Here is a 19,975-nt window from a genome sequence, read left to right as displayed (position 1 = left end):
AACGGATGGGTTCAGCCACGGCCTGGCCGGCAGCGTGGCAGGCACGGCGTACAGCCACAGTGAGCGCGCGGCCCCGTTCAGGAAAGCCGCCCGGCGATCAGTAGCGCCAATCCAGCTTGCGGTACAGCTTGGCCATCACCCAGGCCGGGCCGATCAGCAGGTAGGTCAGATCGGTCAGGAAGCTGGGCTTGCGGCCCTCGAACTTGTGGCCGATGAACTGGGCGATCCAGGCTACCACGAACACGCCTACCGCCAGCCAGCGCAACGCATGCAGGCCGATTTCGGCTTCCAGCAGGCGGCACAGGCAGCCGAACACGAAGAACTGGATGAGCATGCCGATGCCCAGCGGGCGCGACAGCTTGTTGTAGAAGCACCAGGCGCTGAACATCGCAAACGCCGCCCAGATGCCGTACTGGAACCAGGTGATCAGCGGCGGCACGCACCACAGCAGGGCCACCACCGACCACAGGATGGCCGGCACCGCCACCACGTGGATGGCCTGGTTGATCGGGTTCTGGTGGTCGTCGGAATAGCTGGCGAAGTAGCGATCGACGGGGCGTGCAAGCTGGGTGGTGGTCTGCATGCGGCCAGCATACTCCCGCAGCGCCGCGCGGTGATGGGGGGCGTCGAATGGTGGGGGCGACCGGGTGGGGCCGACTGTGTGGAACCGACCGGGGGGACCGACCGGGTGGGACCGACTGTGTGGAAACGACGGGGTAGAGTCGACCGTTGGTCGACTACCGCGCGCAGCGCGGCGATTTCCGCGGTTTGAACGGAGAGCAGTCGACCAACGGTCGACTCTACCGGAACGCCCCCAGCCGCGCAGGCCGGGGGCGCAGGGGGCATCAGTCGACGCTGATGCCGGCCAGGCGCTGCAGCGCCTCGGCGTACTTGGCGCGGGTGCGCTCGATGATCTCGGCCGGGATGGTCGGGCCCGGGGCGGTCTTGCCCCAGTCCAGCGTCTCCAGGTAATCGCGCACGAACTGCTTGTCGTAGCTCGGCGGGCTGGTGCCCACTTCGTACTCGTCGGCCGGCCAGTAACGCGAGGAATCCGGGGTCAGCATCTCGTCCATGATGTACAGACGGCCATCGGCATCGGTACCGAACTCGAACTTGGTATCGGCCAGGATGATGCCGCGCTCGCGGGCGTAATCGGCGGCGAACTTGTAGATGCGCAGGGTGGCATCGCGCACGCGCTCGGCCAGGTCCGCACCCACCTGCTTGACCATCGCATCGAAATCGATGTTCTCGTCATGGTCGCCCACGGCGGCCTTGGTCGAAGGGGTGAAGATCGGCTCGGGCAGCTGCTCGGCCTGGCGCAGGCCGTCGGGCAGGTCGATGCCGCTCACCTTGCCGGTGCGCTGGTAGTCCTTCCAGCCACTGCCGATCAGGTAGCCGCGGGCGATCGCTTCCACCGGCACCGGCTTCAGCTTGCGGGTCACCACCGCGCGCTTGGCATACAGGGCCGGGTCCACGCCCTCGGGCAGCACGCTGGCCACATCGATGCCGGTCAGGTGGTTGGGCATCAGGTGGGCGGTCTTGGCGAACCAGAAATTGGACACCTGGCAGAGCATCTCGCCCTTGCCCGGAATCGGGTCGGGCAGCACCACGTCGAACGCCGACAGGCGATCGGTGGCCGCCATCAGCAGGTAATCGCCCGGCGGGGTCCCTGCCGGCAGCCGCTCGCGCGGAATATCGAACACATCACGCACCTTGCCGCGATGGCGCAAGGGCAGGCCGGGGAGATCGGATTGCAACAGCGTGGTCGGCACGGGCACTCCTGGGGCTTTGTCGATACGGCTGCCCAACGGACCCGGCGGGCCCGCTGACCAGCGGGCGGCCTAGTGTAAAGCGGTCCGGGCCCGCTGTGACGTAAAATGATCGTCCATTTCGTCGGTCACCCCCGGAACGCCATGCGCTGGTACGGAAAACTGCTCGGATTCATCGCCGGGGCCCTGCTGTTCCGGCCCAATCCGCTGTTCGGGGCGGTGGTGGGCCTGCTGCTGGGCCACGCCTTCGACAGCGACTGGTTCCGCCTGAACAAGGAAAACCCGTACCGGGAGCTGGGGCTGACCTCCGAGGCCACCGACGCCGAGATCGAGCGCGCCTACCGCAAGCTGATTTCCCAGTACCACCCCGACAAGCTGGGTGGCGCCGCCCCCGAGCTGCAGCAGCAGGCCGAACAGAAGTCGCGGCGCATCAATGCCGCCTACGACCGCATCAAGACCCTGCGCAAGCGCTGAACCCCTTTCCCCTCGTGCCCAAGGCCCCGGCCATGTCCAACTGCCTCATCGCCCCGTCCATCCTGTCCGCCGATTTCGCCCGCCTGGGCGAGGAAGTGGACAACGTCCTGGCCGCCGGTGCGGACTGGGTCCATTTCGATGTGATGGACAACCACTACGTGCCGAACCTGACCATCGGCCCGATGGTCTGCCAGGCGCTGCGCAAGCACGGCGTCACCGCGCCGATCGACGTGCACCTGATGGTCGAGCCGGTGGACCGCATCATTCCCGATTTCGCCGAGGCCGGTGCCACCTACATCAGCTTCCACCCGGAAGCGAGCCGCCACGTGCACCGCACCATCCAGCTGATCCGCTCGCTGGGCTGCAAGCCGGGCATCGTGCTGAACCCCGCTACCCCGGTGGACATCCTGGACTGGGTGCTGGACGACCTGGACCTGGTGCTGCTGATGTCGGTCAACCCGGGCTTCGGCGGCCAGGCCTTCATTCCCTCGGCGCTGGACAAGCTGCGCGTGGTGCGCCAGAAGATCGATGCCAGCGGCAAGGACATCCGCCTGGAGATCGACGGTGGCGTGAAGGCCGACAACATCGGTGCCATCGCCGCCGCAGGCGCTGACACCTTCGTTGCCGGTTCGGCCATCTTCAACGCCAAGACCCGCTACCAGGACGTGATCGCGCAGATGCGCGCGAATGTCGCTGCGGCGCGGGGCTGAGCCATGGGCACGGCGGCCGTGTTGAACATCCGCGCGGCCACCGTGGCCGACGCCGGCCTGATCCTGCGCTTCATCCGCGAACTGGCCATCTACGAGAAGGCCGAGCACGCGGTGCAGACCGATGAGATCGGCATTGCCGAGAGCCTGTTCGGTGCCGATGCCAGCGCCCGCGCGCTGATATGCGAAGCCGACGGCGAAGCCATCGGCTACGCGGTGTACTTCTACAACTATTCCACCTGGCTGGGCCGCAATGGCATCTACCTGGAAGACCTGTACATCAGCCCGGAAAAGCGCGGCGTCGGTGCCGGCAAGGCACTGCTGAAGTACATCGCGCGCCAGGCCGTGGCCGAAGGCTGCGGTCGTTTCGAATGGTCGGTGCTGGACTGGAACACCCCGGCCATCGAGTTCTACACCGCCGCCGGCGCAAAGCCGCAGGACGAGTGGACCGTGTACCGGCTGCAGGGCCAGGCGTTGCACGATTTCGCCAACGGTTGAGGCTTCTGGTAGGTGCAAACCGCCATCTGGTAGGTGCGAACCTTGGTTCGCACGAAATCCAACCCGGTGGGTGCGAACCGCAAACCGGTAGGTGCGAACCTTGGTTCGCACTGCCCTTGCAAAAAAAAGCCGCGCCAATCCCCGGCGCGGCTTCGCTGCATGCGTGGGAGGCTGATCCTGCCTCCATCCATCATCCCTGCTATGGCCTTCCATTCTCCGGGCCATCCATGACACCTGAATGACACGGCATTCGGTAGCGCCACGCCATGCGTGGATGCCGTTCGCGTGGCCTTTCACCGGTCACAAACGCGGCGTTGCTAGCCTGTGCCACCCCCTCCCGGAAGCACTGCATGACCACCCCGCGCTGGCGCCTGATCCTCAACGGAAAATCCGCAGGCGACGACGACCTGCGCAGTGCCGTCGGCCATTGGCGGCAGCAGGGCGTACAGCTGGAAGTGCGGGTGACCTGGGAAGAGGGCGACGCCGAGCGCTACGTGGCCGAAGCCATCGACCATGGCGTGGACGTGATCGTGGCCGCCGGCGGTGATGGCACGCTCAGCGCCGTGGCCGAAACCCTCGCCCATCGCGATGAACCGGCCGAGGCGCTGCCCTCGCTGGCGCTGGTGCCGATGGGCACGGCCAATGATTTCGCCACTTCCGCCGGCATTCCCACCGAACCCCAGCAGGCCTTTGCATTGATCGGGCAGGCCGCCGCGCGCGCTGTGGACCTGCTGCGCGTGGACGCCGACGGGCGGACCTGGTGGTGCGCCAACCTGGCCAGCGGTGGCTTCGGCACGCAGGTGACCGTGGAAACCGATGCCGGCCTGAAAAAGATGCTGGGCGGGCTGGCCTACGTCATCACCGGCATCGCCAAGCTGGGCCGCATCGAGCCGATCACCGCGCGCCTGTCCGGCCCGGATTTCGCATGGGAAGGCGGCTTCATCGCCCTGGGCATCGGCAACGGCCGCCAGGCCGGTGGCGGCCAGCAGCTGTGCCCGCAGGCACTGATCGATGATGGTCTGCTGGACGTGACCGTGGTGCCCGAACTGGAAGGCGAGGTGGCCGCCACGATCGGCCAGATGCTGACTGCTGGCAAGGAAGCCGCGCTGGAGCGCGTGGCAACGCGCGCGCAGTTGCCGTGGCTGCAGATCGATGCCGCGCAGGCGCTGACCTTGAACCTGGACGGCGAACCAGTGCAGGCCCGCCGCTTCCGTATTGACTGCGTACCGGGCCGGGTGCGCATGCACCTGCCAGCCGACTGCGAGCTGCTTTCCGGGGCTTGAGCTACGGGCTACAGCAGCGGGATGTCTTCTTCCCGGCTGGGGAACTTGAAGGCCTCCCGCTTCCTGCGGATGTGCTCGGGCATCGCCGGGCGTGGGATGTTGCGCTCAGCCAACCATTGCTGGCACTTCTTCTGCCACGGCAGGTTGTCGGGCGTGGTGATTTCCCAGTAGATGTCTTCGACCATCAGCTGACGGGCAGTCTTGCCCGATCCTTCCTGTACAGGTTGGGAGATGGTGGAATCTGCACCGTGCTCCAGCAGCCAGTAGGCATAGTCGAATCCACCTCTTCCTGTGTACCAGCTCAGGACGGTGTCGTCGCCCAAGCTGCGGCGATTGGATTCATTTACATCTGCGCCGTTTTTCACCAGCGTCTGGACATTCTTCCATTGATTTCCGCTGATGAACGCCTGGTAGAGAAGCGTCTCATTGTTGACGTTGCGCGTATCGGGATTTCCGCCATGCTTAAGCAGAAGATCCAGATAGCGCGCGTCGTCCATCTTCGCAGCGTAGACCATCGCGTCGTCGAAGTTGATCAACTGCCCGTTCATCTGCTTGGACTCGCGGGCGTTGGGGTCTGCACCGACATCGAGCAGGGCTTTCAGTCCCTCGATGCTGTGGGCTCGCAGCGGCCACGCGATCAGGGGAATTCCGTCGCGCGATGAAAACGTTCTGTCCGGGTCGACGCCCTCGTCTTTGACAAGGTGACGTATGGCATCGGAGTCGCCGCCTTCGGCGGCAATCGCCAGCTGTAAAGCCTTGCCATCAAAGTAGCCCTCAGCGCCATGCATCGACTGGGGCGAGCACCCCGGGAGCATCGCGAGTGCTGCGGCCAAGATCAGGAGTGAAACGGTGAGGCGGAGCGGGTGACAGTCCATGTCCGATCTCCCTACAGGAGCGGAATATCTTCTTCCCTGCTCGGGAACTTGAAGGCCTCGCGCTTCCTGCGGATGTGCTCTGGCATCGGAGGGCGCGGGATGTTGAGGTCAGCCAACCACTGTTGGCACTTCTTCTGCCAAGGCAGGTTGTCGGGCGTGGTGATTTCCCAGTAGATGTCCTCGACCATCACCTGTCGGGGCGATTGGGTGGTTCCTTCGATGGGGGGCAGGGAAATTGTCGGGTCCGCTCCATGTTCCAGCAACCAGTAGGCGTAATCAAACCCGCCTCTGCCTGTGTAGAGGCTAAGAACGGTGTCGTTCTTGCCTAGGTTTGGTTCGTTGACGCGAGCCCCGTTTTCAACCAGAAGCTGGATATTCTTCCATTGATTGCCGCTGATGAATGCTTGATACATCAGCGTTTCATGGTTGGAGTTGCGCGTATTCGGATCTCCTCCGTGCTTGAGCAAAGCCTCGAGGAAGCGGGGGTCGTCCATCTTTGCCGCATACACCAGAGCGTTGTTGAAATGGATCTCTTGCCCATTCATCTTTATGACGGCGCGTGCGTTTGGATCTGCACCATTCTCCAGGAGCAACTGAAGACCCTGCAGATTCTTTGCGCGGAGCGGCCATGCAATCAGGGGAATCCCGTCGCGTGACGAAAACGTGTGGTCCGGATCGACCCCTTCGTCCTTGATGAGGCGCCGTATCGTCTCTGCATCGCCCTGCTCGGACGCGATCGCCAACTGCAGTGGCTGTCCTTCAAAGAACTCATCGGCACCGTGTGTGGATGAAACGGCGCATCCGGTGATGAGTAAAAGTGTGACAAGAGTCGCGCTTGTTTTAGCCATCATATTGTGAAGTCGGACGCGCATCGTCGCTCTGAAATATTTGGCCGTGATGGCATGACACTATCAGATGCGCCCATGCTGGATAAGCAACGTTGGCTCTGCGTTGAGCCCCCGAATGCGCAATGGAGTTTGCCATGAGTGATTCCGACATCGAGTCGCGTGCTCGCCAAGTTCAACAGAAGAATATGCTGGTCAAGCAGTTGCGCGACAGTGGTCACGAAGAAGAGGCAGATCGCCTCGAGGAGACTTACCACTCCCGAGAAATGGCCGGCTTGGCAGCCGATGTCTATCGGGCAGCCAAGCACGACGGTGAGCCGCCGGCAGGGTGGACGCGCGCGAGCACAGACCCTGCTGCACTTCGGGCTGCGGGAATCAACATGACGGACGACGAGTTGCAGCGTCATCTCCAACCCACACAGTCAGGCTTTCGCGCAGAGATCTATCTGCCAGACAAGAGGGTGCTTGGGCAGGATGCAAAGCCTGTACTTGTCTACAAGGGATCAACCGGCGAGATCATCGATCCCTCGGTGCCAGCGGGTCACAGGGAGTCTCTAGGCGAGGACTTCCTGAACAATGGAATGCAGGGCATCGGAATGCGCAGCGATTACTACGATCGCGCGATGACGCTTGCATCGTTGGTCAATAGTCGAAGCTCCGGCGGCTTCGAAATAGCCGGCCACTCTCTCGGCGGCGGCATGGCCTCCGCCGCTTCCGCCGTGACCGGCGCGCGCGCCACGACCTTCAACGCCGCCGGCCTGCATCCGGCAACCGCATCGCGTTACGCCAAGGACAACGGCCTGCCGACGTTCGACACCGGGCAGACCGTGCACACCTACCAGACCACGGGTGAGGTGCTGAACGATGTGCAGAACGGCATGCACCGCCTGAGCGAGCATCAGCGCCGCGGCTTTGGTGTGCTCGCCAACGAGCTGGGCATGGTGCTGAAGGACCCGGTCATGCAGAAGGTTGTCGGTGAGCAGCTGCGCGAGAGTCTGCCGCCGGGCGCGCAGACCGCCGCTGCACAGTTCATCGAACAGCTGGCGACCCAGCCGGGTCAGCAGGCGCTGCGTGATATTCCGCTTGCGGCGGGGCGTCTTGAACTGCTGCTGGAGCCAAAAACGCGCGATGCGCAGGGCGCGCTGATTGATCGACCGCAGGTGGCCGCGCCCAGCCAGGTGGCGGAACTGGCGGGCCCGCTGTCCACCGTGCTGCACGCCACGGCACATGGTATGCGCAACGGTCGCTTGATCGGCGAGCAGGTGGAAAGGGCCGGCGCTGCCACTGCCCATGTGCTGGACAGAACCGGTGATGGCGTCGAGCGCGTGCTGAAGACCGAAGGCATGGCCATCGGCCAGGTGGTGAACATGGGCTCGGCCAGCCTGCAGGTGGGGACGCGCGCGGCAAGCACGGTGATTGCTTCCGGGCGTGAACTGACCGGCAGCATCGAAGCCACGGTGCATCGCGTGCAGTCGCAGGCCGGCGCCCGTGGGCTGTCCGCGTTGTCGTGGGTAGCGGGCAGCGTGGGCATGGACAACGTGGCCGACAAACTGGCCCGGCAGGGCGACGCCATTCGTGATCTCGGCGAGCAACGTGCGCAGCACGCGACCACGCAGGCCCATGCCGACGCTGCGGGCGCTCGCGCGACGGGCGAGCGCGTGGCCACCGCCATCAATCACGATGGGCAATGGGTGGCGGGCAAGCTGCAGAACGGCTTTGCCACGGCCGGTGCCCATGTCGAACGTGGCTACGATCTTGTGGCATCCCACATGAAGGGCATTACCGCGACCGCACCGGTCGCCCTCGCCACGGTAGGCGGGGCAAAAGCTGGCCTTGAGGCGGCCGCCGCCACGCATCTGCCCAGCGGAAACCTGCCAATGGCCGCGGTGAAGCTGCACAACCTGGACCAGTCCGCTCGCGTGGTCCGTGGCATCGGGGCAGCCTTCGGCGAGGCGACCGCCCGCCATGGCATGGACCCGACCGTGATCCCCAGCCTGGATTCCGCGCTGAGCACGCAGGAGGCCGCCGCGCGCAAGCTGATCGAGCAACAGCCCGGCATCGTGCCTGCCGCAGGTGGCCGGGCCACGGGACCCAGCACGCAGGCGATCGGCATCGATCATCCCTCCCATGTGGCCAATCCGCTGTTCCTCGGCGCCCAGTCCGGCGTCCACGCCCTGGACCGGGCCCACAACCGCGTGCCCGACCTGCACAGCGACCAGCTGGCCGGCGCGCTGGCGGCCCAGGCCAAGCGCGAAGGGCTCGAGACCATTTCCCATGTGGTCCTCAGCGACGACCGCGCCCGAGCCTTCGCCGTCGATACCGCCGACCTCAATGCCCCGCACCGACGCCATGCCCATGTGGAGGTAGCCCAGGGCATGGCCCAGCCCCTCAGCCTCAGCACGGCCCAGGTGGATGCCGTCACGGCCAGCCGGTCCGCGTCTGTGGAGGCCGGTCTGGCCCAGCAGCAGGTGCAGGAGTCGCAGGAGCATGCGCGACGCATGGGCTAGGGCCGCAGGGTTTCCCTGCCGCCGAACCTGCGTTACAGTCATCGGGTGTCCAGCCTGACGACCCCGCATACCCTTTCTTCCGCACGCCGTTGGTGGCGATGGTGGCCCGTTGCCGTCGTCCGCCCCCATAACGCTGTGTCCCGGAAGGAAAGTCGTCTTGAACTCGCACGCTCAGTTTCAGCAGCAGGCCGCTGAAGGCCACACCCATATCCCCGTTGTCCGCGAAGTGCTGTCCGACTTGGACACGCCGCTTTCGGTCTATCTGAAGCTCGCCGACGGCCCCAATACCTACCTGTTTGAATCCGTCGAAGGCGGCGAGCGCTTTGGTCGTTACTCGATCATCGGCCTGCCGGCGCGCCGCGTGTACGCCTTCCACGGCCACACCCTGACCGTGCGCGAGGACGGCCAGGTGGTGGATACCCGCGAGGTGGCCGACCCCTTCGCCGAGGTCGAGGCGCTGCGCAGCGCCCACTCGGTGCCCAAGCTGGACGGCCTGCCGGGCTTCACCGGTGGTCTGGTCGGCTGGTTCGGCTTTGAATGCATCGGCTACATCGAACCGCGCCTGGCCTTGCCGGCCGGCCGTGATGAACTGGGCACGCCGGACATCCTGCTGCTGGATTCCAACGAACTGGCAGTGTTCGACAACCTGAAGGGCCGTCTGTACCTGATCGTGCATGCCGACCCGCGGGTCGACGGCGCGTTCGACCAGGCGCAGGCGCGCCTGGATGCACTGACCGCCAAGCTGCGCGCACCGGGCGCGGGCTACCCGGCACCGCTGAACAGCGATGTGCTGGACGAGTCCGATTTCGTCTCCGGTTTCACCCGCGAAGGCTTCGTCGATGCGGTCCAGCGCAGCAAGGAATACATCCGCGCCGGTGACATCTTCCAGGTGGTGCTGAGCCAGCGCCTGAGCGTGCCGTTCAAGGCGCGCCCGGTGGATGTGTACCGCGCGCTGCGTGCGCTGAACCCGTCGCCGTACATGTATTTCCTGGATGTGGGCGACCTGCAGGTGGTCGGTTCGTCGCCGGAAATCCTGGTGCGGCTGCAGGATGGAGAAGTGACCGTGCGCCCGATCGCCGGCACCCGCCCGCGCGGCGCCACCGTCGAACAGGACCTGGCGCTGGAAGCCGAGCTGCTGGCCGATCCGAAGGAACGCGCCGAGCACCTGATGCTGATCGACCTGGGCCGCAACGATGCTGGCCGTGTTTCGAAGGCCGGCACCGTGGAAGTAGGCGAGCAGTTCGTGATCGAGCGCTACAGCCACGTCATGCACATCGTCAGCGAAGTGACCGGCCAGCTGCAGCCGGGCCTGAGCTATGCCGACGTGCTGCGCGCCACCTTCCCGGCCGGTACGGTCAGCGGCGCGCCGAAGATCCGCGCGCTGGAAGTGATCCGCGAGCTGGAACCGATCAAGCGCAATGTCTACGCCGGCAGCATCGGCTACATCGGCTGGCACGGCGATGCCGATACCGCGATCGCAATCCGCACTGCGGTCATCAAGGATGGCCGCCTGTACGTGCAGGCCGGCGCCGGCATCGTCTACGACTCGGACCCGGACAAGGAATGGGACGAGACGATGAACAAGGGCCGTGCGCTGTTCCGCGCCGTCGCCCAGGCCGCCAAGGGCCTGTGAGTTTCCCCGTGCCGTGGCCTGCGCCGCGGCACCTTCCGCTGTTCCCACCGAAGACAAGGAGTACCGCATGAAGCCGCTGAGCGCATTGCTGTGGTCGTCGCTGCTGGCCTCGATGGCCCCGTCCGCGTGGGCGCAGGCCAATACCATTCCCTCGCAGCCGCATCTGCTGGTGAAGGGGCAGGGCACCCGCACGGTGATGCCCGACCGCTTCGGCCTGCAGTTGCACATCGAAGAGACCGACATGGATGCCGATGCGGCGCGCCGCCGCGTGCAGGACAACGTGGCGCGCGCGCTAGCGCTGTTCAAGCAGCACAAGGCGGTGGACGGCAGCGTGCGCGCGGACAACCTGCGCATCGGCCCCGCCACGCGCTATGAGGACAGCCGGCAGGTGTTCATTGGTACCCGCGTTTCGCGCCAGCTGCGTGCCAGCTTTGCCAGCGTGAAGCAGATGCAGGACGTGCTGGCCGCGCTGAAAGCGAATGAGCATGTGCAGGTCAGCAGCGTCGCCCCGACCTACTCCGGTGAGGTCGCACTGCGCCGCGAGCTGAAGACTGAAGCAGCGGCCCAGACCCGTGAATCGGCGCAGGGCCTGGCCAAGGCCTATGGAACGTCGCTGCGCGGCCTGTACAGCATTTCCGATGTGGCACCGGATTTCGCCTACGGCATCCAGGCCGGGCAGTGGCCCCAGCTGGACGAGGATGGCCAGAACCTGGACCGGATCTCGGTGACCGGCAGTCATGGCTACGCCGCAGCGCCTGAGCCTGGTACGCGCGAATCCATCGAAGCCGGCCCCATCACCTACACCGAAAACGTGTACGCCATTTTCCTGATAAGCGACGGAACCTGACCATGTTGTGGATGATCGACAACTACGACAGCTTCACCTACAACCTCGTGCAGTACCTGCAGACGCTGGGCGCCGAAGTGAAGGTGGTGCGCAACGATGCGATGAGCGTGGACGAGATCGCCGCGCAGAAACCCGAGCGCATCGTCATTTCGCCCGGCCCGTGCACGCCCAATGAAGCAGGCGTGTCGCTGGAGCTGATCCAGCGGCTGGGCCCGACCACGCCGATCCTCGGTGTGTGCCTGGGCCACCAGAGCATCGGCCAGGTCTACGGCGGCACGGTCATCCGCGCCGGCAACATCATGCACGGCAAGACCTCGCCCATCCGCCATGAAGGCAAGGGCGTGTTCGCCGGCCTGCCGGACCGCTACCAGGCCACCCGCTACCACTCGCTGGTGGTGGACAAGACCAGCCTGCCCGACGCGCTGGAAGTAACCGCCTGGACCGAGAACGAGGACGGCTCGATCGAAGAGATCATGGGCCTGCGCCATCGCCAGTTGCCGGTGGAAGGCGTGCAGTTCCACCCCGAATCCATCCTCACCGAACACGGCCACGCCCTGCTGCGCAATTTCCTGCAGCGCCCGGCGGCCTGATCCAAGGAGCATTCCCATGAGCTTCTCCCCCCAGGAAGCCCTGCAACGCACCATCGAGCACCGCGAAATCTTCTTCGACGAAATGGTCGACCTGATGCGGCAGATCATGCGCGGCGATGTCTCGCCGATGATGACCGCCGCCATCCTCACCGGCCTGCGGGTGAAGAAGGAAACCATCGACGAGATCGCTGCGGCCGCCACGGTCATGCGCGAATTCGCGCTGGCGGTGCCGGTGGCCGATACCACCCACCTGGTCGACATCGTCGGCACCGGTGGCGACGGCTCGCACACCTTCAACATTTCCACCTGCGCGATGTTCGTGGCGGCCGCCGCCGGCGCGCGCGTGGCCAAGCACGGCAACCGCAGCGTGTCGTCCAAATCCGGCAGTGCCGATGCGGTGGAAGCGCTGGGCGCGGCCATTGAACTGCAGCCGGCGCAGGTGGCCGCGGCGATCGAGCAGACCGGCATCGGCTTCATGTTCGCGCCCATCCATCACCCGTCGATGAAGGTGGTCGCGCCGGTCCGCCGCGAGATGGGCGTGCGCACCATCTTCAACATCCTCGGCCCGCTGACCAACCCGGCCAGCGCACCGTCGGTGCTGATGGGCGTGTTCCACCCCGATCTGGTGGGTATCCAGGCGCGCGTGCTGCGCGAGCTGGGCACCGAACGTGCCATGGTGGTCTGGGGCCGCGACAACATGGACGAGATCTCGCTGGGCGCCGGCACCCTGGTGGGCGAGCTGCGCGACGGCAAGGTGCGCGAATACGAGATCCACCCCGAAGACTTCGGCATTGCCATGTCGGCCAGCCGCAACCTGCGCGTGGACAGCCCGGAGCAGTCGATCCAGATGCTGCGCGCGGTGCTGGACAACCAGGCCGGCCCGGCGCTGGACATCGTGGCGCTCAATGCCGGCGCAGCCCTGTACGTGGCCGGCGTGGCCAGCGACATCGGCGACGGCCTGGCCCGTGCCCGTGCCGCCATCGCCGACGGCAGTGCCCGCCAGCGCCTGCAGCAGTACGTTGATACCACCCGCGCGCTGGTTGCCTGAGCGCACGGTTCAGCCTGACCCACCCGATGGCCGATAATGGCCGTCCTCACCGCCCCAGTACCGAAGCGACGACGATGAGCGACATCCTGCAGACGATCCTGGCCCGCAAGGCCGAAGAAGTGGCCCAGCGCCGCGCCCAGCGCCCGCTGGAGGCGCTGCAGGCGGCCGTGGCCAGTGCCCCCCCGGTGCGCGGCTTCGTGCGCGCGCTGCAGGCGGCGGTGGCCAACGGCGACCCGGCGGTGATTGCCGAGGTGAAGAAGGCCAGCCCGTCCAAGGGCGTGATCCGCCCCGACTTCCGCCCGGCCGATATCGCCGTCAGCTACGAGTTCGGCGGCGCCAGCTGCCTGTCGGTGCTGACCGACGTGGACTTCTTCCAGGGCGCCGATGCCTACCTGCAGCAGGCCCGTGAGGCCTGCACGCTGCCGGTGCTGCGCAAGGACTTCGTGATCGACGCCTACCAGGTGTACGAGGCCCGCGTGCTGGGCGCCGACTGCATTCTGCTGATCGTGGCCGCGCTGGACGACACCCAGCTGGCCACCCTGTCCGAACTGGCGCTGTCGTTGGGCATGGACGTGCTGGTGGAAGTGCACGACATCGATGAACTGGAGCGTGCGCTGCAGGTGCCGGCGCCGATGATCGGCATCAACAACCGCAACCTGCGCACCTTCGAGGTCTCGCTGCAGACTACTCTGGACATGCAGAAGGCGGTGCCGCGCGACCGCCTGCTGGTGACCGAGAGCGGCATCCTGGGCCCGCAGGACGTGGCCCTGATGCGCGACGCCGGCATCCATGCGTTCCTGGTGGGCGAGGCCTTCATGCGCGTGGAAGAGCCGGGTGAGGGCCTGCGTCAGCTATTCTTCGGGGCATGACAACGCACTATCCAACGCCGCGCGAGGATGCGCCGCTGGTCGTTTTCGACTTCGACCACACTCTCTACGACGGTGATTCGGGCACCCACCTGTTCGCCTCGCTGATCAAGCGCAATCCACTGCGCATGCTGGCCGCGCTGCTGGTCACGCCGATCGCCGGGCCGCTGGTGGCAATGCTGCCGACCCGCCGTACCGGCATTTCGGTCTACGTGTGGATCGGCAGTTTCGGCCTGCACCGGGCGCGCGAGTTCAACCGGGTGATCGACGCCTACGTGATCCGCAACGAGCAGCAGATGCGCGCCAAGCTGCTGCCGCAGGCGCTGGACGTATTCGCCGCGCACCGTGCCAAGGGCGACCGGGTGGTGGTGGCGACCGGTGCGCCGCCGGAGCTGGCCCGCGCCATCCTGGCGTTCGTGGCCCACCAGGATGTGCCGGTGATCGGCACCGAAGTGGGCCCGCGCCTGGGCGGGGTCGGCCCGACCCGGCACTGCCACAACGAGGAAAAGATGCGCATGCTGCGCGAGCGCGGCTATGGCGACATCGACATCGCTTATTCGGATAGCACCGCCGACCTGCCGCTGCTGCTGGCCGCCAAGGCGCCGGTGGTGGTGAACCCGAAGCGCTCCAAGGTCGACTTCTTCCGCAGCGTGCTGCCGGCCGGTACCCGCATCCTCAACTGGGGCTGCGTCGACCGCGGCGGCGACAAGGCCTGACCGGCGTCTGTTGTAGAGTCGAGCCATGCTCGACTGCTTTTCGCGAAGAGCCGCCGGGCATGGCCCGGCGCTACCGGAACAGGCGCGGGTAGCGCCGGGCCATGCCCGGCGGGCCGTCAGCGCCCCAGGTAACCGCCCAGCGCATGGCCGATCTGGAACAGGCTGATGCCCAGCACCAGCACGCCCACCGCCACCAGCACCCAGCGTTCCTTCACCCGCTTGACCAGGATCGCCGCCACCGGCGCGGCCATCATGCCGCCGATCAACAGGCCGGCGACGATCTGCAGGTGCTGCAGGCCCATCGACAGCAGGAAGGTGGCCGAAATGGTCACCGTGACCACGAACTCGGCGGCGTTGACCGTGCCGATGGTGGTACGCGCCTGGCCGCCGCGGGCCAGCAGGGTGGAGGTGGCCACCGGGCCCCAGCCACCGCCGCCGCTGGCGTCCAGCAGGCCGGCGAAGAAGCCCAGCACCGGAACCCGGCGGATCTCGCCCCTGGGCATCCAGCGCCCGGCTGCACGCGCCAGGATGAGGATGGCCAGCACCAGCAGGTACAGGTAGATGAGCGGGCGGATGATGTCGCCCGGCAGCTGGGTCAGCATATAGGCGCCCACCGCGCCGCCCAGGGCACCGGGCAGGGCCAGGCGGAAGAACAGGCGTTTATCGACATTGCCGGCGACCAGATGCGACACGCCGGACGCGCCGGTGGTGAACACTTCGGCGGTGTGGATAGCGGCGCTGGCCTGCGCCGGCGGGATGCCCATGGCCAGCAGCACCGACGATGACACCAGGCCAAAGGCCATGCCCAGCGCACCATCGACCAGCTGTGCGCCCAGGCCGATGAGGATGAACCACCAGAATTCGCTGCTCAGTTCCATGCACCGAGCCTAGCGGATGCGCATGTGCGGGGCGTGCGATGGTGTGCGGACCAAGGTCCGCACCCACCGGGCGTGCTCAACGGGTGCCGTACAGCACCACGGTCTTGCCGCGGGCATGCAGCAACCCGTCGGTCTGCAGCTTCTTCAGTACGCGGCCGGCCATTTCACGCGAGCAGCCGACCAGGCGGGCCAGTTCCTGGCGCGAAACGCGCAGCTGGCTGCCCTGCGGGTGGCTCATTGCTTCCGGTTCCTGGGCCAGATCGTGCAGGGTGCGCACGATGCGGTCGGTCACGTCCAGGAACGCCAGGCGGCTGGCCTTGCGGCTGGTGTCGAGCAGGCGCTTGGAGATCTGCTGGCCCAGCGCGTACAGCAGGCGCGGGGCGTCGGCCGACAGCGGGCCCAGGAACAGCTGGTGCAGCCGCTCGTAGCTGATCTCGGCCAGTTCACAGGCCGTGCGGGTGCGCAGGATCACCTCGCGGCGGTCCGATTCCACGAACAGGCCCATTTCGCCCACGAACTCGCCGGCACCGAAGTAGCCCAGCACCAGTTCGCGGTCGTCGTCCTCCTCGGCCATGATCGAGACAGAGCCGCTGATGACGTAATACAGCGTTCCCGCCGGGTCCCCGGGGCGAAAAACGTCGGTACGGGTGGGGTAACGCCGCCGATGGCTGTGCGCCAAGAAGCGATCGATGGTGGCGATATCCAAGGCCAATGGGCTGCTAGCTAGGCGCACGGTTGACACGATAGGGGCGCTCCCTCTGCGCATGAACGGATTCACGGGTTCGATGGCGGAGCTTAACCAGCGCACCTGTTAAGGGCAAATAGTGTGCCAGATGCGTGAGCCCTTCACGTTCCCCCGGCGGGCAGTTTGCCCCATAATTCCCCCTTTCCCATCTCACACAGGAATCGACCGCCGTGGTCAAGCCGTTGCCTCGCCTGAGGTTGCAGGGTTTCAACAACCTCACCAAGGCGCTGAGCTTCAACATCTATGACGTGTGTTACGCGCGCACCGAAGAGGAGCGTCAGCGTTACATTGAATACATCGATGAAGAGTACAACGCCGACAGGCTGACTCAAATCTTGACCGATGTCGCCGAGATCATCGGCGCGAACATCCTGAACGTGGCCCGCCAGGACTACGATCCGCAGGGTGCCTCGGTGACCATCCTGATCTCCGAAGAACCGGTGATCGACAAGAAGCAGGCCGGCAAGGAGCTGATCTCCGATGCCGTGGTCGCGCACATGGACAAGTCGCACATCACCGTGCACACCTATCCGGAAACGCACCCGCAGGAAGGCATCGCCACCTTCCGCGCCGACATCGACGTGGCTACCTGTGGCGTCATTTCGCCGCTGAAGGCATTGAACTACCTGATCGAGAGCCTGGAATCGGACATCGTGATCATGGACTACCGCGTCCGTGGCTTCACCCGCGATGTGAAGGGCAAGAAGCACTACATCGATCACAAGATCAACTCGATCCAGAACTTCCTGGCCAAGAACATCAAGTCGCGTTACGAGATGTTCGACGTCAACGTCTACCAGGAAAACATCTTCCACACGAAGATGCACCTGAAGGACTTCGACCTGGACCAGTACCTGTTCGAGGAAAAGGCCAAGAACCTGTCGTTCAAGGAACGCATGAAGATCGAAGCGCTGCTCAAGCGCGAGATCGAAGAGCTGTTCCACGGCCGCAATCTGTCCGAGTAACACCCGTGCGCGATGCCCCTTGGCATCGCCCACCCAGGCGGGACGACCCGCCCCGTGGAACCGAATGCTGCGCAATCATTGGTTCCACGGCGATGTACCGACCTACGGCCCGGTGTGAAAACACCGGGCCGTTTCGTTTTTGTTCAACAAGGTAAGGACCCCACCCATGCCCTGGATCTATCTGCTGCTGGCCGGCCTGTTCGAAATCGGCTTCGCCATTGGAATGAAGTACTCCGAAGGCTTCAGCAAGCCCCTGCCCACCGCCGCCACCGTCGTCTCGGCGCTGATCAGCCTGTACCTGATGAGCCAGGCGATGAAGAGCATCCCGGTCGGCACGGCCTACGCCATCTGGACCGGTATCGGCGCGCTGGGCGTGGCGGTGCTGGGCATCTTCCTGTTCAACGACAGCGCCTCGCCGGCGCGGCTGGGCTGCGTGGCCCTGATCGTGGCCGGCGTGATCGGCCTGAAGCTGGTGTCGCCCAATTGATTGACGGGGTCGGATCCCTTTTCCACGGGAAAAAGGCTCTGACCCCATCATGGATCACGGACCGTAAGGGGTCAGAGCCCTTTCCCCTTGGGAAAGGGATCCGACCCCAAGGGTTCCCTACAGCCGGTAGGCGATGGTCTTCATCACCTTCGATGCCAGCGCCATCGCGCCTGGAATCGGGAACGGCAGGCGGCGTGCGCCGGCCTGTTCGGCGTGCTCGGCGTGCCGGGCTTCGTCTTCCTTCATCACCTGGATGACCGCGCGGCTGCGCAGATCGCCCGGCGGCAGGTCCACCAGGTGCTCGTCCAGGTGGGCTTCCACCTGGCGCTCGGTTTCCACCACGAAGCCCAGGTTCCAGCCATCACCGCGCAGCCCGGCCAGGGTGCCGATGGTGTAGCTGCCGGCGTACCACAGCGGGTTGAACAGGCTGGGCCGGCTGTCCAGCTCGCCCAGGCGGGTGGCGCACCAGGCCAGGTGGTCGGTTTCTTCCTGCGCAGCTTCCAGCAGGTGTTCGCGGGTGGCCGGATCGCGGGCCACGGCAGCCTGGCCGAAGTACAGGCCCTGGGCGCAGACCTCGCCCACGTGGTTGATGCGCATCAGGCCGGCGGCGTGGCGCCGCTGCGCGCGGTCCATGCCCGGTTCGTCAGTGCCCGCGGCTGGGTAGGGGCGGGCGGCCGGCGGGTTGCCGAACACCGTGTCCAGGGCGCGCTGCGCCTCGGTCAGCAGGTGGTCCAGCGGGGTGGTCTGGCGGAGCGCGGTCATGGCAGCACGGGTGGGGCGGGGAGACCTGCGATTCTCGCCCGGCGCCCGGGCCCTGCCAACCCAGGACAGGGGGGCGCTTGCACCGGGCAGGCCGGGTGCGTACAATCCCACCTCTTACGCTTCACCTTTTCACAACGCGTGGCAGAGTTCCGGCGAGCCTTTCGCCGCAATGAGCCCGACCTAACCTAGAGTTCTTCATGAGCACTTTCACTGCCAAGAACGAGACCGTCCAGCGCGACTGGTACCTCGTCGACGCCGAGGGCAAGACCCTGGGCCGTCTCGCCACCGAGCTGGCCCGCCGTCTGCGCGGCAAGCACAAGCCGGTCTACACCCCCCACGTTGATACCGGCGACTACCTGGTCGTCATCAATGCAGAAAAGATTGCCGTCACCGGCAAGAAGCTGCAGGACAAGATGTATCACCGTTTCACCGGCTACATCGGCAACCTGAAGACCGAATCCCTGGCACAGGCGCTGGAGCGCCACCCGGAGCGCGTGATCGAGATCGCCGTGAAGGGCATGCTGCCGAAGGGCCCGCTGGGTCGCCAGATGTACCGCAAGCTCAAGGTCTACGCCGGCACTGAGCATCCGCACGCCGCACAGCAGCCGCAGGTTCTGGATATCTAATCATGGCTATCACTCAAAACTACGGCACTGGCCGCCGCAAGTCCTCCACCGCTCGCGTGTTCCTGCGCAAGGGTTCGGGCAACATCACCGTCAATGGCCGTCCGCTGGACGAGTTCTTCGGTCGTGAGACCGCGCGCATGATCGTGCGCCAGCCGCTCGAGCTGACCAAGAACACCGAAAGCTTCGACATCCTGGTCACCGCCGCTGGCGGCGGCACCACCGGCCAGGCCGGTGCGATCCGTCTGGGCATCGCCCGTGCACTGGTCGAGTACGACGAAACCCTGAAGTCCGAGCTGCGCAAGGCTGGCTTCATGACCCGTGACGCCCGTGAAGTCGAGCGTAAGAAGGTCGGTCTGCACAAGGCCCGTCGCGCCACCCAGTTCTCCAAGCGCTGATCCACTGCGCCTGGTTGGGCTCCTTCGGGAGCCCGCTGGTTGGAAACGCAAAAGCCCGGCTTCGGCCGGGCTTTTGTCGTTTCAGGGGATTGGGGGTCGGATTCTTTTCCGAAGGAAAAGGCGCTGACCCCCAGTGATGCGCGCGCAAAGAAGAAAGGCCAGATCTTTCGATCTGGCCTTTCTTGAATGTGGCTGCCCCGGATGGATTCGAACCACCGAATGCCTGAGTCAGAGTCAGGTGCCTTACCGCTTGGCGACGGGGCAATGTCGCGAACAACTATTCTCACATTTTTCACATTGAAAAACAACTTCAATGTGGTGGCTATGGGTGGACTCGAACCACCGACCCCAGCATTATGAGTGCTGTGCTCTAACCGGCTGAGCTACATAGCCTTGGTGAGCCCGCTATTCTGCGCATGTGTACTGGGCCTGTCAACACCTTTGTAACGTGCTTGTGGC

The 19,975-nt window shown here is 65.4% G+C and carries 22 protein-coding genes and 2 tRNA genes; 15 read left to right on the top strand and 9 right to left on the bottom strand.

Features of this window, described 5'->3' with window-relative positions; translation table 11 throughout:
- Nucleotides 1–97: 97 nt before the first annotated feature.
- Together C1932_RS18090 and C1932_RS18085 are read right to left on the bottom strand one after the other, a co-directional pair.
- Nucleotides 98–583 carry an Mpo1-like protein gene (locus C1932_RS18090; protein ID WP_108763090.1) on the bottom strand — a complete coding sequence of 162 codons (486 nt, stop codon included), beginning with the start codon at nt 581–583 and terminating at the stop codon, nt 98–100.
- A 262-nt stretch (nt 584–845) separates the two neighbouring features.
- Nucleotides 846–1,772, bottom strand: a complete 927-nt coding sequence (locus tag C1932_RS18085; RefSeq protein ID WP_199911979.1) for a phosphoribosylaminoimidazolesuccinocarboxamide synthase — start codon at nt 1,770–1,772, stop codon at nt 846–848.
- A 141-nt stretch (nt 1,773–1,913) separates the two neighbouring features.
- On the opposite strand from C1932_RS18085, the gene C1932_RS18080 reads away from it, so the two are divergent.
- The 4 genes from C1932_RS18080 (at nt 1,914) to yegS (ending at nt 4,731) form a co-directional block, all read left to right on the top strand.
- Nucleotides 1,914–2,243, top strand: coding sequence for a DnaJ domain-containing protein (locus C1932_RS18080; protein ID WP_107232903.1), 330 nt, complete (start codon nt 1,914–1,916; stop codon nt 2,241–2,243).
- 32 nt (nt 2,244–2,275) lie between these two features.
- Entirely contained in the window at nt 2,276–2,953 is a 678-nt protein-coding gene (rpe, locus tag C1932_RS18075) for a ribulose-phosphate 3-epimerase (protein ID WP_108763088.1), read from the top strand.
- A gap of 3 nt (nt 2,954–2,956) precedes the next feature.
- A complete protein-coding gene (locus C1932_RS18070) occupies nt 2,957–3,448 on the top strand; it encodes a GNAT family N-acetyltransferase (RefSeq protein WP_108763087.1) in 492 nt (163 codons plus the stop codon).
- Nucleotides 3,449–3,798: 350 nt separating this feature from the next.
- On the top strand, nt 3,799–4,731 hold the full coding sequence (yegS, locus tag C1932_RS18065) for a lipid kinase YegS (protein WP_108763086.1): 933 nt from the start codon (nt 3,799–3,801) through the stop codon (nt 4,729–4,731).
- A gap of 8 nt (nt 4,732–4,739) precedes the next feature.
- Here yegS and C1932_RS18060 read toward each other — a convergent pair whose 3' ends face one another.
- Complete coding sequence (locus tag C1932_RS18060) at nt 4,740–5,606, bottom strand: ankyrin repeat domain-containing protein (protein WP_234412199.1); 867 nt, start codon at nt 5,604–5,606, stop codon at nt 4,740–4,742.
- Nucleotides 5,607–5,617: 11 nt separating this feature from the next.
- Nucleotides 5,618–6,478 carry an ankyrin repeat domain-containing protein gene (locus C1932_RS18055; protein WP_234412197.1) on the bottom strand — a complete coding sequence of 287 codons (861 nt, stop codon included), beginning with the start codon at nt 6,476–6,478 and terminating at the stop codon, nt 5,618–5,620.
- A gap of 110 nt (nt 6,479–6,588) precedes the next feature.
- Here C1932_RS18055 and C1932_RS18050 point away from each other — a divergent pair, with 110 nt between their 5' ends.
- The 7 genes from C1932_RS18050 (at nt 6,589) to C1932_RS18020 (ending at nt 14,658) form a co-directional block, all read left to right on the top strand.
- Nucleotides 6,589–8,958 (top strand): XVIPCD domain-containing protein, encoded by a 2,370-nt coding sequence (locus C1932_RS18050; RefSeq protein WP_234412194.1) that lies wholly within the window; start codon nt 6,589–6,591, stop codon nt 8,956–8,958.
- A 157-nt stretch (nt 8,959–9,115) separates the two neighbouring features.
- Entirely contained in the window at nt 9,116–10,591 is a 1,476-nt protein-coding gene (gene trpE / locus C1932_RS18045) for an anthranilate synthase component I (protein ID WP_108763084.1), read from the top strand.
- 67 nt (nt 10,592–10,658) lie between these two features.
- Nucleotides 10,659–11,438, top strand: a complete 780-nt coding sequence (locus tag C1932_RS18040) for an SIMPL domain-containing protein (protein ID WP_108763083.1) — start codon at nt 10,659–10,661, stop codon at nt 11,436–11,438.
- Between the two features lie 2 nt (nt 11,439–11,440).
- On the top strand, nt 11,441–12,028 hold the full coding sequence (locus C1932_RS18035; RefSeq protein WP_108763082.1) for an aminodeoxychorismate/anthranilate synthase component II: 588 nt from the start codon (nt 11,441–11,443) through the stop codon (nt 12,026–12,028).
- Between the two features lie 16 nt (nt 12,029–12,044).
- The gene (trpD, locus tag C1932_RS18030) at nt 12,045–13,076 is read left to right on the top strand and encodes an anthranilate phosphoribosyltransferase (RefSeq protein ID WP_108754391.1); all 1,032 of its coding nucleotides are present in this window, start codon (nt 12,045–12,047) and stop codon (nt 13,074–13,076) included.
- Between the two features lie 74 nt (nt 13,077–13,150).
- Nucleotides 13,151–13,945: an indole-3-glycerol phosphate synthase TrpC gene (trpC, locus tag C1932_RS18025; protein WP_108754390.1), complete on the top strand. Its 795-nt coding sequence runs from the start codon at nt 13,151–13,153 to the stop codon at nt 13,943–13,945.
- Complete coding sequence (locus C1932_RS18020) at nt 13,942–14,658, top strand: haloacid dehalogenase-like hydrolase (RefSeq protein WP_108751090.1); 717 nt, start codon at nt 13,942–13,944, stop codon at nt 14,656–14,658. The genes trpC and C1932_RS18020 overlap by 4 nt, the downstream gene beginning before the upstream one ends.
- Nucleotides 14,659–14,774: 116 nt before the next feature.
- On the opposite strand, the gene C1932_RS18015 is transcribed toward C1932_RS18020, so the two are convergent.
- Together C1932_RS18015 and crp are read right to left on the bottom strand one after the other, a co-directional pair.
- A complete protein-coding gene (locus tag C1932_RS18015; RefSeq protein WP_108763081.1) occupies nt 14,775–15,536 on the bottom strand; it encodes a sulfite exporter TauE/SafE family protein in 762 nt (253 codons plus the stop codon).
- A 76-nt stretch (nt 15,537–15,612) separates the two neighbouring features.
- A complete protein-coding gene (gene crp, locus C1932_RS18010) occupies nt 15,613–16,302 on the bottom strand; it encodes a cAMP-activated global transcriptional regulator CRP (protein ID WP_010482649.1) in 690 nt (229 codons plus the stop codon).
- A 149-nt stretch (nt 16,303–16,451) separates the two neighbouring features.
- Between crp and speD the strand changes: the two genes are divergently transcribed.
- Entirely contained in the window at nt 16,452–17,246 is a 795-nt protein-coding gene (gene speD, locus C1932_RS18005) for an adenosylmethionine decarboxylase (protein ID WP_006473908.1), read from the top strand.
- A gap of 166 nt (nt 17,247–17,412) precedes the next feature.
- Nucleotides 17,413–17,733: a quaternary ammonium compound efflux SMR transporter SugE gene (sugE, locus tag C1932_RS18000; RefSeq protein ID WP_108751088.1), complete on the top strand. Its 321-nt coding sequence runs from the start codon at nt 17,413–17,415 to the stop codon at nt 17,731–17,733.
- A gap of 117 nt (nt 17,734–17,850) precedes the next feature.
- On the opposite strand, the gene coq7 is transcribed toward sugE, so the two are convergent.
- On the bottom strand, nt 17,851–18,495 hold the full coding sequence (gene coq7 / locus C1932_RS17995; RefSeq protein WP_108763080.1) for a 2-polyprenyl-3-methyl-6-methoxy-1,4-benzoquinone monooxygenase: 645 nt from the start codon (nt 18,493–18,495) through the stop codon (nt 17,851–17,853).
- A gap of 197 nt (nt 18,496–18,692) precedes the next feature.
- On the opposite strand from coq7, the gene rplM reads away from it, so the two are divergent.
- A complete protein-coding gene (rplM, locus tag C1932_RS17990; RefSeq protein WP_005414692.1) occupies nt 18,693–19,121 on the top strand; it encodes a 50S ribosomal protein L13 in 429 nt (142 codons plus the stop codon).
- Between the two features lie 2 nt (nt 19,122–19,123).
- Complete coding sequence (rpsI, locus tag C1932_RS17985; RefSeq protein ID WP_005411311.1) at nt 19,124–19,516, top strand: 30S ribosomal protein S9; 393 nt, start codon at nt 19,124–19,126, stop codon at nt 19,514–19,516.
- A 189-nt stretch (nt 19,517–19,705) separates the two neighbouring features.
- Here the strand turns inward: rpsI and C1932_RS17980 are convergent.
- A tRNA-Gln gene (locus tag C1932_RS17980) sits at nt 19,706–19,780 on the bottom strand.
- 52 nt (nt 19,781–19,832) lie between these two features.
- Nucleotides 19,833–19,909 (bottom strand) — tRNA-Met (locus tag C1932_RS17975).
- Nucleotides 19,910–19,975: the final 66 nt, after the last annotated feature.

The sequence above is a fragment of the Stenotrophomonas sp. YAU14D1_LEIMI4_1 genome, assembly GCF_003086815.1.
Taxonomy (GTDB): Bacteria; Pseudomonadota; Gammaproteobacteria; order Xanthomonadales; family Xanthomonadaceae; genus Stenotrophomonas.
The sequence above is the reverse complement of the archived record's forward strand: the minus strand, read 5'-3'. Positions and strand labels throughout refer to the sequence as shown.